The following is a 12,682-nucleotide window of genomic DNA, read 5'->3' as shown; positions in this document are numbered from 1 at the left end:
ACTCTGTGAACTCGTTCACATGTGCCGTGTCAGTGGGAGCGCATTATAGGGATCCCATTTTATTGCACAAGTCTTTTATCGATCTTTTTTTCCAAGTGATGTTTTTTCGCCCTTTTCGCGGCGTTATTGTTCAGATTGCTCAATTTTCACCACAATAAGGGGTTGCAGGTGGCCGCAAAAGCCACCAAAGTCTTCGTACAACCCAGGTTTATTGAGGTAACCATGTCCGCTAATTTACGTCCTTATAAAGATTTATTCCCACAAACCGGCCAGCGAGTAATGATCGATGCCACCAGCGTAGCGATCGGCGATGTCCGAATGGCTGATGATGTCAGCATCTGGCCGCTGGTTGCTATTCGCGGAGATGTTAACTACGTGGCAATCGGTGCCCGCACTAACATTCAGGACGGTAGCGTGCTACATGTCACCCACAAATCCTCCTCTAACCCTCAGGGGAATCCTCTGATCATTGGCGAAGAGGTCACCGTCGGTCACAAGGTCATGCTGCATGGCTGCACTATCGGCAATCGGGTGCTGGTTGGCATGGGTTCGATTTTGCTGGATGGCGTTGTAGTAGAAGACGACGTGATGATTGGCGCCGGTAGTCTGGTCCCGCAAAACAAACGGCTGGAAAGCGGCTATCTCTATTTTGGCAACCCGGTGAAACAAATCCGCCCCCTGACGGAGGCGGAACGGGCAGGTCTGCTCTATTCAGCAAACAACTATGTGAAATGGAAAAACGATTATCTGGATCAGGAGAACCACACCCAGCCCTGATCATCTTCCTGCTGGTCGCGGATCAATACTTCAGCCTCTTCTTCCAGATCCCAGCGATGGCGACAAAACGCGGCCAGCCACTGCTCGGGGGTATCACCATCGAAGCGCTGCTTTAACGTTGCCCCCCTGATTGCACAGGTGAGCTGCATACCATTAACCAGCACGGGAAAGGTGACACACTGTCGGTCGGTATCCCACTCTTCTCTGTCAGGAAACTGAATCGCCTGATTCACGTATTCAGTTCCTTATGTAAGGCCTGAATAACCGGCGTAATCTCTGGCAGAACCCCATGCCAGAGCAGAACGGCATGGGCGGCCTGCGCCACCAGCATACCCAGCCCATCGGCACACATTGTCGCACCATGATCCTGGCACCAGTTTAAAAACGGTGTGCAGCCCTTCTGGTAAAACATGTCATAACAATAAACGTGCGTATTGATTAATGACGCGGGAACTGCCGGCACATCACCGCTGATACCACTGGAAGTTGCATTAATAATGAGATCGAACTCATGTCCAGCCAGTGATTCCATCTCAAGCGCGCATACACTACCGGTATGCGCAAACAGTGTCGCCAGCTCCTGCGCGCGGGAATAAGTCCGGTTGACAATAGTGACAGCGCAATCCAGTGACAGCAGGGGTAACAAGACACCCCGCGATGCGCCGCCGGCCCCGATAAGTAATACCCGATAGCCCGGTTTAATGAACCCCAGCCGCTCCAGATCGCTCAGCAGCCCAATCCCATCGGTGTTGTCCCCCAGCAAACGTCCATCGCCCAGCCTCTTTAGGGTATTCACCGCCCCCGCCAGGGCCGCGCGCTCAGTCAGTTCATCCGCTCGGGCAAACGCTTCCTCCTTGAACGGAACGGTAACGTTAGCCCCCTTTCCCCCTTCGGCGAAGAAGGTATCCAGGGTATGGATAAAATCGTCCAGCGGCGCCAGAACTCGCCCATACGGATGCGCAATCTGCAGCTGCTGCGCAAAGCGCTGGTGAATAGAGGGGGACTTACTGTGGGCGATCGGATTTCCGAAGACAGCGTAGGTTTGCATAAATTATCCCTGGCGAAAGAGTTCGCCCGTCAGGGCATCGCGAATTTCAGACGGATTCTGACGACCACCCGTTGCACCATCGACGACCGGGAAACTGGCGCCAAACTGAGTCAGAACTTCAGCCGTGGTGCGGCAAGGAGGCTGACCGGATAAATTCGCGCTGGTTGAAACCAGCGGTTTGCCATAGGCCTCACACAATTCGACCACCAGCGGATGATCGCTGACGCGTACCGCCAGGGAATCAAAACGCCCGGTCAGCCAGCGTGGCGTTGTGGCACGAGCCGGAAAGACAAAAGTAACCGGCCCCGGCCAGCAGGAGAAGATCGCCGCTCGCTGTGCATCATTAAGCCGCGAATCATCAATATAAGGTATCAGCTGTTCATAGCTGGCCGCGATCAGGATGAGCCCCTTCTCAACGGGGCGTTGTTTAAGCGCCAGCAGGCGCATGACCGCCGTTTCGCTGTCAGGATCGCAGCCTACGCCAAAAACGGCTTCTGTTGGATAGGCGATGACATCTTCGTTATGCAGTACCGTCACGGCATGAGCGACGGTTTCTGAGTGCAGGTTCTTATTCACTGATTTGTTCCGCCGGGATCGGCTTTCCACATTGTTTACTGGCACAAAAGCGTCTGACGCCCTGCGCCGTTTTCTTTTCGATTAATAGCGGATAGTGGCATTCAGGGCATTCACCCGCTACCGGTTTGAAGTTGATAACGAACTGGCAATCGGGGTAACGATCGCAGGAATGAAAGGTTTTGCCGAAACGAGAACGGCGCTGAACCAGCTGCCCTTGCCCACACTGCGGGCAGGAAATCGCTGTTTCGTCAGGCTTATCAATAGTTTCAGTATGCTCACATTCCGGATAACGGCTGCAACCAATAAACATACCGAAGCGCCCCTGGCGCAACACCATAACGGCACCACAAGACGGACACTCCTGTCCCTCCAGTACCTTTACGATATGTCCGTCCGCCTGATTTTTCAGCGGACGGACATAGTCACAGTCCGGATAGTGCGAGCAACCGAGAAACGGCCCGTGTTTCCCGGAGCGGATTACCAGTTCAGCCCCGCACTGTGGGCAGGGCTCATTTTTACGCACCGAAAACAGTGCTGATTTGGTCATAACAACTCGATGTTGCCGCAATAAGATTAATGCAGCATACCTTCATTTACTTCGAAGAGTAATTCTTCCATTTGTTGATAGGCATTTTCACAGCCCGGAATATTGAACAGTACCATCAGGATCACCCATTTCAGGTCTTCCAGATCAAATTCTGCTGTATCCAGAGCCAGCACACGCTCTATCACCATTTCCCGCGTTTCGAGGTTCAACACCTGAATCTGCTCGAGGAATAATAAAAATCCCCGGCAACTGGCATCCAGACGCAGACACTCTTCTTCGGTATAAATCCGCAAAGAGAGCGGGTCAGAAGCAAGCTGCATGGGAGCAACGAGCCCCTCCTGATAGTCAGCCAGTTTCTCGAGCCACATCAACGCGTTATAGATATCTTCCCGATCGAATCCTGCATCGGTGAGATCCCGGGTCAGTTTATCCTGGTCCACGCGCATTTCTGCTTCGTTTTGGATGTAAGTCTCAAACAAATACATGAGTACGTCGAACATGGCTTGCCCTCCTTAATCGGACATAGCCGCCGGGTACAGCTGCGATCCAGCCTGCTAACTCCAGTTCAAGTAGCTGAGCTACGGTCACTGGCACAGATTGGCCGGCACGTTCAGCGACAACGTCAACAGGTGTTACCTCATCTCCTACGTTAGCCAGGAGCTCTGGAAATGGCAATGCTACGGGAGGCGGATCCATGCAATTATTTATATTGTCAGGCACATCCTGGAGCCATTGCAGCTCCTGCTGGCAATACGCGATGATATCTTGCGCTGATGTCACGGGGATGGCGCCTTGTTTAAGCAGCCAGTGTGGACCTTCGGAACCAGGATTACCTACCGGCCCGGGTAATGCAAAAACCTCTCTTCCTTGTTCCAGCGCACAGCGAACCGTCACCAGCGAGCCGCTTTTCAGGGCGGCCTCAATCACCAGCACGCCAATACTGAGTCCGCTGATAATTCGATTCCGACGAGGGAAATTTCCCGGCCACGGGGAGGTTGTAAGGGGAAACTCAGACAGCAATGCTCCCCCGCTATCCACTATCTTCCCGGCTAATGCATGATGACGACGCGGATAGATTGCGCCTAATCCATTGCCGAGTACGCCGATTGTCTTCCCACGTGCCTCAAGTGCGCCGCGGTGAGCGACGCCGTCAATGCCAATAGCCAGGCCGCTGGTAATGGTGATACCAAGATGCGCCAGCTCTTCGCTGAACTGTTTCCCCCACCGAGCACCGTACCAGGAGTGGGAGCGGCTGCCGACAACGGCCAGCTGTAAACTGCTCAACACGGCCAAATCTCCGCAAACGAAAAGCGCGCCGGGATAGTCAGCGATGGCACGCAGTCGAGGAGGATAATAAGGGCTATCGGCCAGCAGCAGGTGGTGCCCGGGTTGCTCCAGCCACAATAGCGTAGACTCAAGCTCTCGTTGGCCAACGGATAGAAATTGCTTCACTTGCGCTGCGCTCAGACCGCAGCCGTACAATACTTCACTATCTGGCACCCGGGCTGCACGCAGTATTCTGGCAGCCATCACCATACCGTCGCCATAAAGGTTGCTCACCTTCATCAGACGCAGCCAGATCTCCGTAGGTGCCATCCCTGTCCCCTGCCATAAGTGGCTTTAACAATCTTTGCGATTGGACAGCGAGACTGTCAATTAGAGGGGGTTTTGTCTAGAATAGAGCTAATAATCTTATCAACTCCTGAATACGACTCTGGATCTTTATGGCAGTTTTGCAAGTGTTACATATCCCGGACGAGCGCCTTCGCAAAGTCGCTGAACCGGTAAAAGAAGTCAATGCGGAAATTCAACGTATCGTTGATGATATGTTCGAGACGATGTACGCGGAAGAAGGTATCGGTCTGGCCGCTACCCAGGTAGATATCCATCAGCGCATTATCGTTATCGATGTCTCGGAAAACCGTGAACAGCAGCTGGTGTTAATCAACCCGGAGCTGTTGGAAAAAGACGGTGAAACGGGCATCGAAGAAGGTTGCTTGTCTATCCCGGAACAGCGCGCACTGGTGCCACGTGCCGAAACCGTGAAGATTCGTGCTTTGGATCGCGAAGGCAAGCCGTTTGAACTGAATGCTGACGGCCTGCTGGCTATCTGTATCCAGCATGAAATGGATCACCTGGTAGGCAAACTGTTTATCGATTATCTGTCGCCGCTTAAACAACAGCGTATTCGCCAGAAAGTTGAAAAACTGGACCGTTTGCGTACGCGTGCCTGAGGACAAGGACTAACGTGTCACAATCACTACGTATTATCTTTGCGGGAACCCCCGATTTTGCAGCGCGTCATCTCGATGCGCTGCTGTCGTCTGGGCACCAGATTGTTGGCGTATTTACCCAGCCCGATCGCCCTGCCGGCCGCGGCAAAAAATTGCAGCCAGGCCCGGTAAAGGTTCTTGCACAGGCGCACAATCTGCCGGTGTTCCAGCCTGTCTCCCTGCGCCCGCAGGAAAATCAGCAGCTGGTAGCCTCTCTGAATGCCGATGTCATGGTCGTCGTAGCCTACGGATTGATTCTGCCCAAAGCAGTACTGGATATGCCACGACTGGGCTGCATCAACGTACACGGCTCTTTGCTGCCGCGCTGGCGCGGCGCGGCGCCTATTCAGCGCTCACTCTGGGCGGGTGATGCTGAAACCGGCGTCACCATCATGCAGATGGATGTCGGTCTGGATACAGGAGATATGCTGCATAAACTCTCCTGCCCGATCTCTGCGCAAGATACCAGCGCCAGTCTGTATGACAAGCTGGCAGAACTCGGCCCACAAGGGTTGCTGGAAACGTTAACTCAGCTCGCAAACGGCTCGACTCAGCCGGAAGTCCAGGATGAGGCGTTGGTGACCTACGCTGAGAAGCTCAGTAAAGAAGAAGCCCGCATTGACTGGTCTCTTTCCGCTGCGCAGCTCGAACGTTGCATTCGCGCATTCAACCCGTGGCCCATGAGCTGGCTGGAAATTGATGAGCAACCGGTGAAAGTGTGGCAGGCATCCGTCATTGCTGAAACCAGCGGTGCTGAACCTGGTACGATCGTGGCCGCTGGCAAGCAAGGTATTCAGATCGCAACCGGCAATGGCATCCTGAACCTCGAGTCATTGCAGCCGGCAGGTAAAAAAGCGATGAGCGCCCAGGACTTGCTAAATTCTCGCCGGGAATGGTTTATCCCCGGTAACCGTCTATCCTGACGGTAGTCACTGTCTAAAGCCCGGGTTTACCGGGCATTTTTATTTTGCGGTTATGAAAAAAAATCAAAATTTACGCAGTCTGGCGGCGAAAGCCGTTGAGCAGGTTGTCGAACAAGGTCAGTCATTAAGTAACGTTCTGCCGCCATTACAGCAAAAGGTCGGGGAAAAGGACAAAGCGCTGCTGCAAGAGCTGTGTTTTGGTGTCCTGCGTACCCTCAGCCAGCTGGACTGGCTGGTTAACAAACTGATGGCTCGCCCGATGACGGGCAAACAGCGAACCATTCACTATTTAATTATGGTGGGGTTTTATCAGCTGCTCTATACCCGCATTCCGGCCCATGCTGCGCTGGCGGAAACGGTGGAAGGCGCGGTAGCCATCAAACGTCCGCAGTTGAAGGGACTCATCAACGGCGTTTTACGCCAGTTTCAGCGCCAGCAGGAAGCTTTATTGGCCGAATTTGCCCAAAGCGAGAGTCGTTTCCTTCATCCGGCATGGCTGCTCAAGCGTTTGCAAAAATCATGGCCGCAGCAATGGCAAGCGATTGTCGATGCAAATAACCAACGCCCGCCCATGTGGCTGCGCGTAAACCGCAGTCATCATTCACGCGATGAGTGGCTCGCGCTTCTGGAAGAGGCCGGACTGCACGGTTTTACCCACCCTGATTATCCTGATGCGGTGCGTCTGGCAACGCCGGCCCCCGTTCAGGCATTACCCGGATTCGACCAGGGCTGGGTTACCGTCCAGGATGCTTCAGCCCAGGGCTGCATGCGCTATCTGACCCCAGAAAATGGCGAGAGAATCCTCGACCTGTGTGCTGCTCCTGGGGGTAAAACGACGCATATTCTGGAAGTCGCGCCGCAGGCCAGCGTTCTGGCGGTTGATATTGATGAGCAGCGCCTGTCGCGTGTCTATGACAATCTGAAGCGACTCGGCATGAAAGCGCAGGTGAAACAGGGTGATGGCCGCTATCCCGCTCAGTGGTGTGAAGACGAACAGTTTGATCGCATTCTGCTCGATGCCCCCTGTTCCGCAACGGGCGTCATTCGTCGTCATCCGGATATTAAATGGCTACGCCGCGATCGCGACATTGCCGAGCTGGCCCTGCTGCAGGCGGAGATTCTTGACGCCATCTGGTCTCATCTGAAACCTGGCGGAACACTGGTCTATGCGACCTGCTCAATTCTTCCGGAAGAGAATAGCCAGCAAATTGCTGCCTTCCTCAAGCGTACGCCAGATGCAGAGCTCAGCCTCACCGGCACGCCTGAGCTGCCGGGCGTGCAAAATTTGCCCGGCGCAGAAGAGGGTGACGGGTTCTTTTACGCTAAGCTGATCAAACATCGGAAATAATGGATCACTGCTGATGAAGATTATTATTCTGGGCGCCGGTCAGGTAGGCGGAACTCTTGCGGAAAACCTCGTGGGAGAGAACAACGATATCACCCTGGTCGACACCAATGGTGACCGCCTGCGCAGCCTGCAGGATAAATTTGACCTCCGCGTTGTTCAGGGACACGGTTCCCACCCACGCGTGCTGCGTGAAGCTGGCGCCGACGATGCCGACATGCTGGTTGCCGTAACCAGTTCAGATGAAACCAATATGGTGGCCTGCCAGGTTGCCTATTCACTGTTCAATACGCCTAATCGTATTGCGCGTATCCGTTCCCCGGATTATGTACGAGATGCCGAAAAACTGTTCCACTCGGAAGCGGTGCCTATCGATCATCTGATCGCGCCTGAACAGTTAGTTATCGACAATATCTACCGACTTATTGAATATCCAGGTGCACTGCAGGTCGTAAACTTTGCCGAAGGTAAAGTCAGCCTCGCGGTCGTAAAAGCCTACTACGGCGGTCCACTGGTAGGGAATGCGCTCTCGACAATGCGTGAACATATGCCGCATATCGATACTCGCGTAGCGGCCATTTTCCGCCACGACAGACCCATCCGTCCGCAGGGTTCGACAATCGTTGAAGCCGGCGATGAAGTGTTCTTCATTGCTGCATCGCAGCATATTCGCGCCGTCATGAGCGAACTGCAGCGCCTGGAAAAACCCTATAAGCGCATCATGCTGGTTGGCGGGGGCAATATCGGTGCAGGTCTTGCTCGTCGTCTTGAGAAAGATTACAGCGTTAAGCTGATCGAACGCGATCAGCAACGCGCCGCCGAGCTTGCGGAGAAACTACAGAATACTATTGTCTTCTATGGCGATGCCTCGGATCAGGAACTGCTAGCGGAAGAACACATCGATCAAGTGGATCTCTTCATTGCCGTCACCAATGACGATGAAGCCAATATCATGTCTGCAATGCTGGCCAAACGGATGGGCGCCAAAAAAGTCATGGTGTTGATCCAGCGGAAAGCCTACGTCGATCTGGTGCAGGGTAGCGTGATCGATATTGCTATATCGCCGCAGCAAGCCACGATCTCCGCCCTACTGAGCCATGTCCGTAAGGCCGATATTGTTGGCGTCTCCTCACTGCGCCGCGGTGTCGCAGAGGCCATTGAAGCTGTAGCTCACGGCGATGAAAGTACCTCCCGTGTAGTGGGTCGTTCGATCGATGAGATCAAGCTACCGCCGGGCACGATCATCGGTGCTGTCGTCCGTGGCAATGACGTAATGATCGCGAATAATAACCTGCGTATTGAGCAGGGCGATCACGTCATTATGTTTCTGACCGACAAAAAATTTATATCCGACGTCGAGCGTCTTTTCCAACCCAGTCCTTTCTTCCTCTAATTGCACGGGCGCCTGTATGGCGCCCTTTTTGATTATCCTTTATATATCAGGGGATAATATTTTTTAGCAATTATTCAACAGCAATGGCAAATGGAAATACATTTGATAAACTTATCACTGTTAGCGGGTTCATGGAGAATAAAATGAGTATTTTAAAAGAGTTTCGCGACTTCGCGATGCGCGGGAATGTTGTTGATTTGGCAGTGGGTGTCATCATCGGTGCGGCATTTGGTAAAATTGTATCGTCATTGGTTGCCGATATTATTATGCCGCCACTAGGCCTGCTGATTGGTGGAATTGATTTTAAATCGTTCGCCGTCACGTTACGCGATGCACACGGCGATGTCCCGGCTGTGGTAATGCATTATGGGGTGTTTATCCAGAACGTGTTTGATTTCGTGATCGTGGCCTTTGCCATTTTTATGGCGATCAAACTGATGAATAACCTGAATCGCAAAAAGGCAGAGGCTCCTGCTGCGCCACCGGCACCAACGAAAGAAGAAGTATTGTTGAGTGAGATTCGCGATCTGCTGAAAGAACAGAATAACCGTTCGTAATCAGGCAACAGAAAGCAGAAGGCCAGTGGTAAAAAAGCGATTCACTCTTTTGCCACTGGCCTCCCGGTCATTCCGCCCCGCATGTTTATCTTTACGTTGGTAGCTGCCTTTCCCCTTCCGGTTTTTCTCTACTCTCTGTCTGAATAACGGGTCATGCAGCAACGCCTCAATGGCATTGTCTTTTATTTGCCCTTTGGTGTGTTGATAGCGGCTCATAATAGCTCCTGGATGTGAATGAGATCGGCGGGAGTGTAGATCCGCGCGATGAAAAAATCAACGTTCCGCCGTAGTACTACTGGCTCCTTGCTCAAGGGCCTCGAGAATAGAACAATAGACGCTGCTATGGGCTGTACCGCAACAGGCCTCATTCAGTCGTTGCAATGAACGGCGCATTGTTTGTAGCTCTTTAATTCGTGCGTCGACTTCGCTCAGACGTGCCTGAACAATGCCTTTTGACTCCTGACAGGTATGATGCTCCGGATCAACGCGGATTGACAATAATTCGCGGATCGCTTCAAGGGTAAACCCGAGCTGACGGGCATAGCGGATGAAACGCAGGCGCTGAAGGTCGTTCTCGGTATAGAGGCGAAATCCACCTTCTGTACGTACATCGTGAGCCATCATCTGCTGTTTTTCATAGTAGCGAATGGTATCGGGCGTGACATCAGCCAGCTTTGCGAGTTCACCAATACGGTACATACCTACTCCTCATCAATTTTATTCTGAAGCCTGTCTGCGTATTCACCGCGTAAAAAATCGGTATTCAACCCCGCCTGCCGTAACTTCAGTTCCAGTAAAGCAAGTCGGCGGCTGAGCTCTGCATACTGAGGATCGTCCGGACGGACCGCTTTTAATAAATCGACCAGCGCAACGGCTTCTCTTCGTTGCTCAAGTTCAGGAGGCAGACAGCCAGCATTTTTGAGTAAGCGGTAGCCCGCGCGTAATTCAGGTGGCACATGCAGGTCATCATCCAAAGCCAGTGGCTCTCCACGACCAGGAAGATCATCAAACTCACCTTTGGTTTGTGCGTCAAGGATATGGCGTTCTGCCCACTGATCCAGCAACCACATCATTCGGCTCCGGGGATGAACAAAAAGAATACAGGTATTGTAGTGAAGCAGCCGTAGCGAGGATATAAAAAAACCCGCCGAGGCGGGTTTTTTTACGTTACTACAGATTACTCTGCAGCAGCTTCTGCTTTCAGCTCAGCACGATCAACCAGCTCGATGTATGCCATCGGCGCGTTGTCGCCTGCACGGAAGCCACACTTCAGAATGCGAGTGTAACCACCGGCGCGGCTCGCGAAACGCGGGCCCAGCTCGTTAAACAGTTTTGCCACGATCTCGTTATCACGAGTACGGGCGAATGCCAGACGACGATTAGCAACGCTATCAGTCTTGGCAAGAGTAATCAGCGGCTCAACTACGCGACGCAGTTCTTTCGCTTTCGGCAGGGTCGTCTTGATGATTTCATGACGAACCAGCGAACCAGCCATGTTACGGAACATAGCCTGGCGATGGCTGCTGTTGCGGTTCAGTTGACGACCACTCTTACGATGGCGCATGACCTTATCCTTCTCAGTAAAACCTTAACCTGTGATCCGGTTACTCGTCAGCAATGCTTGCCGGTGGCCAGTTTTCCAGGCGCATGCCCAGAGACAGACCACGTGAAGCCAGCACGTCTTTAATCTCGGTAAGAGATTTTTTACCCAGGTTCGGCGTTTTCAGCAACTCAACCTCGGTACGCTGTACCAGATCACCGATATAGTGGATAGCTTCTGCCTTGAGGCAGTTAGCAGAGCGGACAGTCAATTCGAGATCGTCAACAGGGCGCAGCAGGATCGGATCGAATTCTGGTTTCTCTTCTTTCACTTCCGGCTGACGTACATCACGTAAGTCAACGAAAGCTTCCAGTTGTTCTGCCAGGATGGTTGCCGCACGACGAATCGCCTCTTCAGGATCGATTGTGCCGTTGGTTTCCATTTCGATGACCAGCTTGTCCAGGTCGGTACGCTGTTCTACACGCGCTGCTTCAACATTGTAGGCAATACGCTCTACCGGGCTGTAGCATGCGTCGACCAGCAGACGGCCGATTGGGCGCTCATCTTCTTCCGAATGAATTCGGGCAGAAGCCGGCACATAACCGCGACCGCGCTGAACTTTGATACGCATGCTAATAGCTGCGTTCTCATCGGTCAGGTGGCAGATCACATGTTGCGGCTTGACGATTTCGACATCACCGTCATGGGTAATGTCGGCTGCGGTCACAGGGCCAATGCCAGATTTATTCAAAGTAAGGATGACTTCATCTTTACCCTGAACTCTCACCGCAAGCCCTTTCAGGTTGAGCAGGATTTCAAGGATATCTTCCTGAACGCCTTCTTTGGTGCTGTACTCGTGCAGTACACCATCAATCTCAACCTCGGTCACCGCGCAACCCGGCATCGATGAGAGCAGAATACGGCGCAGTGCGTTACCCAGAGTATGGCCAAAGCCACGCTCTAAAGGCTCAAGGGTCACCTTGGCGTGCGTCGAACTCACTTGCTCGATATCGACCAGGCGCGGTTTTAGAAACTCTGTCACAGAACCCTGCATTGTGTCCTCTCTTTGGTACTAAGCTTTACTTGGAGTAAAGCTCGACGATCAGGTGTTCGTTAATGTCCGCAGACAGATCAGAACGTTCCGGCTGACGCTTGAACGTACCTTCCATCTTGCCAGCATCAACTTCCAGCCAGGTTGGCTTTTCACGCTGCTCAGCCAGCTCCAGAGCGGCTTTCACGCGAGATTGCTTTTTCGCTTTCTCACGAATGCTAACAACGTCGTTCGCTTTAACCTGATAAGAAGCAATGTTAACAACACGACCGTTTACCATGATAGCTTTGTGGCTAACCAGCTGACGTGATTCAGCACGAGTCGCGCCGAAGCCCATACGGTATACAACGTTGTCCAGACGGCCTTCCAGCAGAGCCAACAGGTTTTCACCGGTGTTGCCTTTCAGACGTGCTGCTTCTTTATAGTAGTTACGGAACTGACGCTCCAGCACACCGTACATACGGCGAACTTTTTGCTTTTCACGCAACTGCACACCATAGTCAGACAGACGCGGCTTACGCGCACCGTGCTGGCCAGGAGCTTGTTCAATTTTACACTTGGTATCGATCGCGCGAACGCCAGACTTAAGGAATAAGTCGGTGCCCTCACGACGGCTCAGCTTGAGCTTAGGACCCAAATATCTTGCCATTTT

18 protein-coding genes are annotated in these 12,682 nt (G+C 52.8%); 6 read left to right on the top strand and 12 right to left on the bottom strand.

Annotated elements, in window-relative coordinates; all coding sequences use genetic code 11:
- The first annotated feature begins 222 nt into the window (after positions 1–222).
- Entirely contained in the window at positions 223–777 is a 555-nt protein-coding gene (locus GRPL_RS18845) for a gamma carbonic anhydrase family protein (RefSeq protein ID WP_032690506.1), read from the top strand.
- On the opposite strand, the gene GRPL_RS18850 is transcribed toward GRPL_RS18845, so the two are convergent.
- The 6 genes from GRPL_RS18850 to dprA are packed head-to-tail and all read right to left on the bottom strand — an operon-like array spanning position 753 to position 4,544.
- Positions 753–1,010, bottom strand: a complete 258-nt coding sequence (locus GRPL_RS18850) for a DUF1488 family protein (protein WP_032690493.1) — start codon at positions 1,008–1,010, stop codon at positions 753–755. The two genes, GRPL_RS18845 and GRPL_RS18850, sit on opposite strands and share 25 nt — an antisense overlap.
- Positions 1,007–1,825 carry a shikimate dehydrogenase gene (aroE, locus tag GRPL_RS18855; RefSeq protein ID WP_032698714.1) on the bottom strand — a complete coding sequence of 273 codons (819 nt, stop codon included), beginning with the start codon at positions 1,823–1,825 and terminating at the stop codon, positions 1,007–1,009. Before aroE ends, GRPL_RS18850 begins: the two co-directional genes overlap by 4 nt.
- 3 nt (positions 1,826–1,828) lie before the next feature.
- Complete coding sequence (tsaC, locus tag GRPL_RS18860) at positions 1,829–2,401, bottom strand: L-threonylcarbamoyladenylate synthase type 1 TsaC (RefSeq protein WP_032690491.1); 573 nt, start codon at positions 2,399–2,401, stop codon at positions 1,829–1,831.
- Positions 2,394–2,948, bottom strand: coding sequence for a DNA topoisomerase family protein (locus tag GRPL_RS18865; RefSeq protein ID WP_004868321.1), 555 nt, complete (start codon positions 2,946–2,948; stop codon positions 2,394–2,396). Before GRPL_RS18865 ends, tsaC begins: the two co-directional genes overlap by 8 nt.
- Before the next feature lie 26 nt (positions 2,949–2,974).
- Positions 2,975–3,448 (bottom strand): DUF494 family protein Smg, encoded by a 474-nt coding sequence (smg, locus tag GRPL_RS18870; protein WP_004868322.1) that lies wholly within the window; start codon positions 3,446–3,448, stop codon positions 2,975–2,977.
- Positions 3,420–4,544 carry a DNA-protecting protein DprA gene (gene dprA / locus GRPL_RS18875; RefSeq protein ID WP_032698713.1) on the bottom strand — a complete coding sequence of 375 codons (1,125 nt, stop codon included), beginning with the start codon at positions 4,542–4,544 and terminating at the stop codon, positions 3,420–3,422. Before dprA ends, smg begins: the two co-directional genes overlap by 29 nt.
- Before the next feature lie 128 nt (positions 4,545–4,672).
- Here dprA and def point away from each other — a divergent pair, with 128 nt between their 5' ends.
- The 5 genes from def to mscL all read left to right on the top strand — a co-directional run bounded on the left by def (position 4,673) and on the right by mscL (position 9,439).
- Complete coding sequence (def, locus tag GRPL_RS18880) at positions 4,673–5,182, top strand: peptide deformylase (protein WP_032690489.1); 510 nt, start codon at positions 4,673–4,675, stop codon at positions 5,180–5,182.
- A 14-nt stretch (positions 5,183–5,196) separates the two neighbouring features.
- Complete coding sequence (fmt, locus tag GRPL_RS18885; protein WP_032690488.1) at positions 5,197–6,144, top strand: methionyl-tRNA formyltransferase; 948 nt, start codon at positions 5,197–5,199, stop codon at positions 6,142–6,144.
- A gap of 52 nt (positions 6,145–6,196) precedes the next feature.
- Positions 6,197–7,492, top strand: a complete 1,296-nt coding sequence (rsmB, locus tag GRPL_RS18890) for a 16S rRNA (cytosine(967)-C(5))-methyltransferase RsmB (RefSeq protein WP_032698712.1) — start codon at positions 6,197–6,199, stop codon at positions 7,490–7,492.
- 13 nt (positions 7,493–7,505) lie between these two features.
- Complete coding sequence (gene trkA, locus GRPL_RS18895; RefSeq protein ID WP_032690486.1) at positions 7,506–8,882, top strand: Trk system potassium transporter TrkA; 1,377 nt, start codon at positions 7,506–7,508, stop codon at positions 8,880–8,882.
- 143 nt (positions 8,883–9,025) lie between these two features.
- Positions 9,026–9,439 (top strand): large-conductance mechanosensitive channel protein MscL, encoded by a 414-nt coding sequence (mscL, locus tag GRPL_RS18900; protein ID WP_032690485.1) that lies wholly within the window; start codon positions 9,026–9,028, stop codon positions 9,437–9,439.
- On the opposite strand, the gene GRPL_RS18905 is transcribed toward mscL, so the two are convergent.
- From GRPL_RS18905 to rpsD, 6 genes are all read right to left on the bottom strand, one after another.
- A complete protein-coding gene (locus GRPL_RS18905) occupies positions 9,440–9,655 on the bottom strand; it encodes an alternative ribosome-rescue factor A (protein ID WP_032690484.1) in 216 nt (71 codons plus the stop codon).
- Between the two features lie 57 nt (positions 9,656–9,712).
- Complete coding sequence (zntR, locus tag GRPL_RS18910) at positions 9,713–10,138, bottom strand: Zn(2+)-responsive transcriptional regulator (protein WP_032696884.1); 426 nt, start codon at positions 10,136–10,138, stop codon at positions 9,713–9,715.
- Positions 10,139–10,140: 2 nt separating this feature from the next.
- Positions 10,141–10,509, bottom strand: coding sequence for a DnaJ family domain-containing protein (locus GRPL_RS18915; RefSeq protein ID WP_032690482.1), 369 nt, complete (start codon positions 10,507–10,509; stop codon positions 10,141–10,143).
- Positions 10,510–10,616: 107 nt separating this feature from the next.
- Positions 10,617–11,003, bottom strand: a complete 387-nt coding sequence (gene rplQ, locus GRPL_RS18920) for a 50S ribosomal protein L17 (protein ID WP_004868344.1) — start codon at positions 11,001–11,003, stop codon at positions 10,617–10,619.
- 40 nt (positions 11,004–11,043) lie between these two features.
- Positions 11,044–12,033 carry a DNA-directed RNA polymerase subunit alpha gene (locus GRPL_RS18925; RefSeq protein ID WP_002919219.1) on the bottom strand — a complete coding sequence of 330 codons (990 nt, stop codon included), beginning with the start codon at positions 12,031–12,033 and terminating at the stop codon, positions 11,044–11,046.
- 25 nt (positions 12,034–12,058) lie between these two features.
- Positions 12,059–12,679 carry a 30S ribosomal protein S4 gene (gene rpsD / locus GRPL_RS18930; protein ID WP_004868345.1) on the bottom strand — a complete coding sequence of 207 codons (621 nt, stop codon included), beginning with the start codon at positions 12,677–12,679 and terminating at the stop codon, positions 12,059–12,061.
- Positions 12,680–12,682: the final 3 nt, after the last annotated feature.

The organism is Klebsiella planticola ATCC 33531 (genome assembly GCF_000735435.1).
GTDB lineage: Bacteria > Pseudomonadota > Gammaproteobacteria > Enterobacterales > Enterobacteriaceae > Klebsiella > Klebsiella planticola.
Note: the sequence above shows the minus strand (reverse complement) of the source record. Positions and strands in the feature narration are given on the sequence as shown.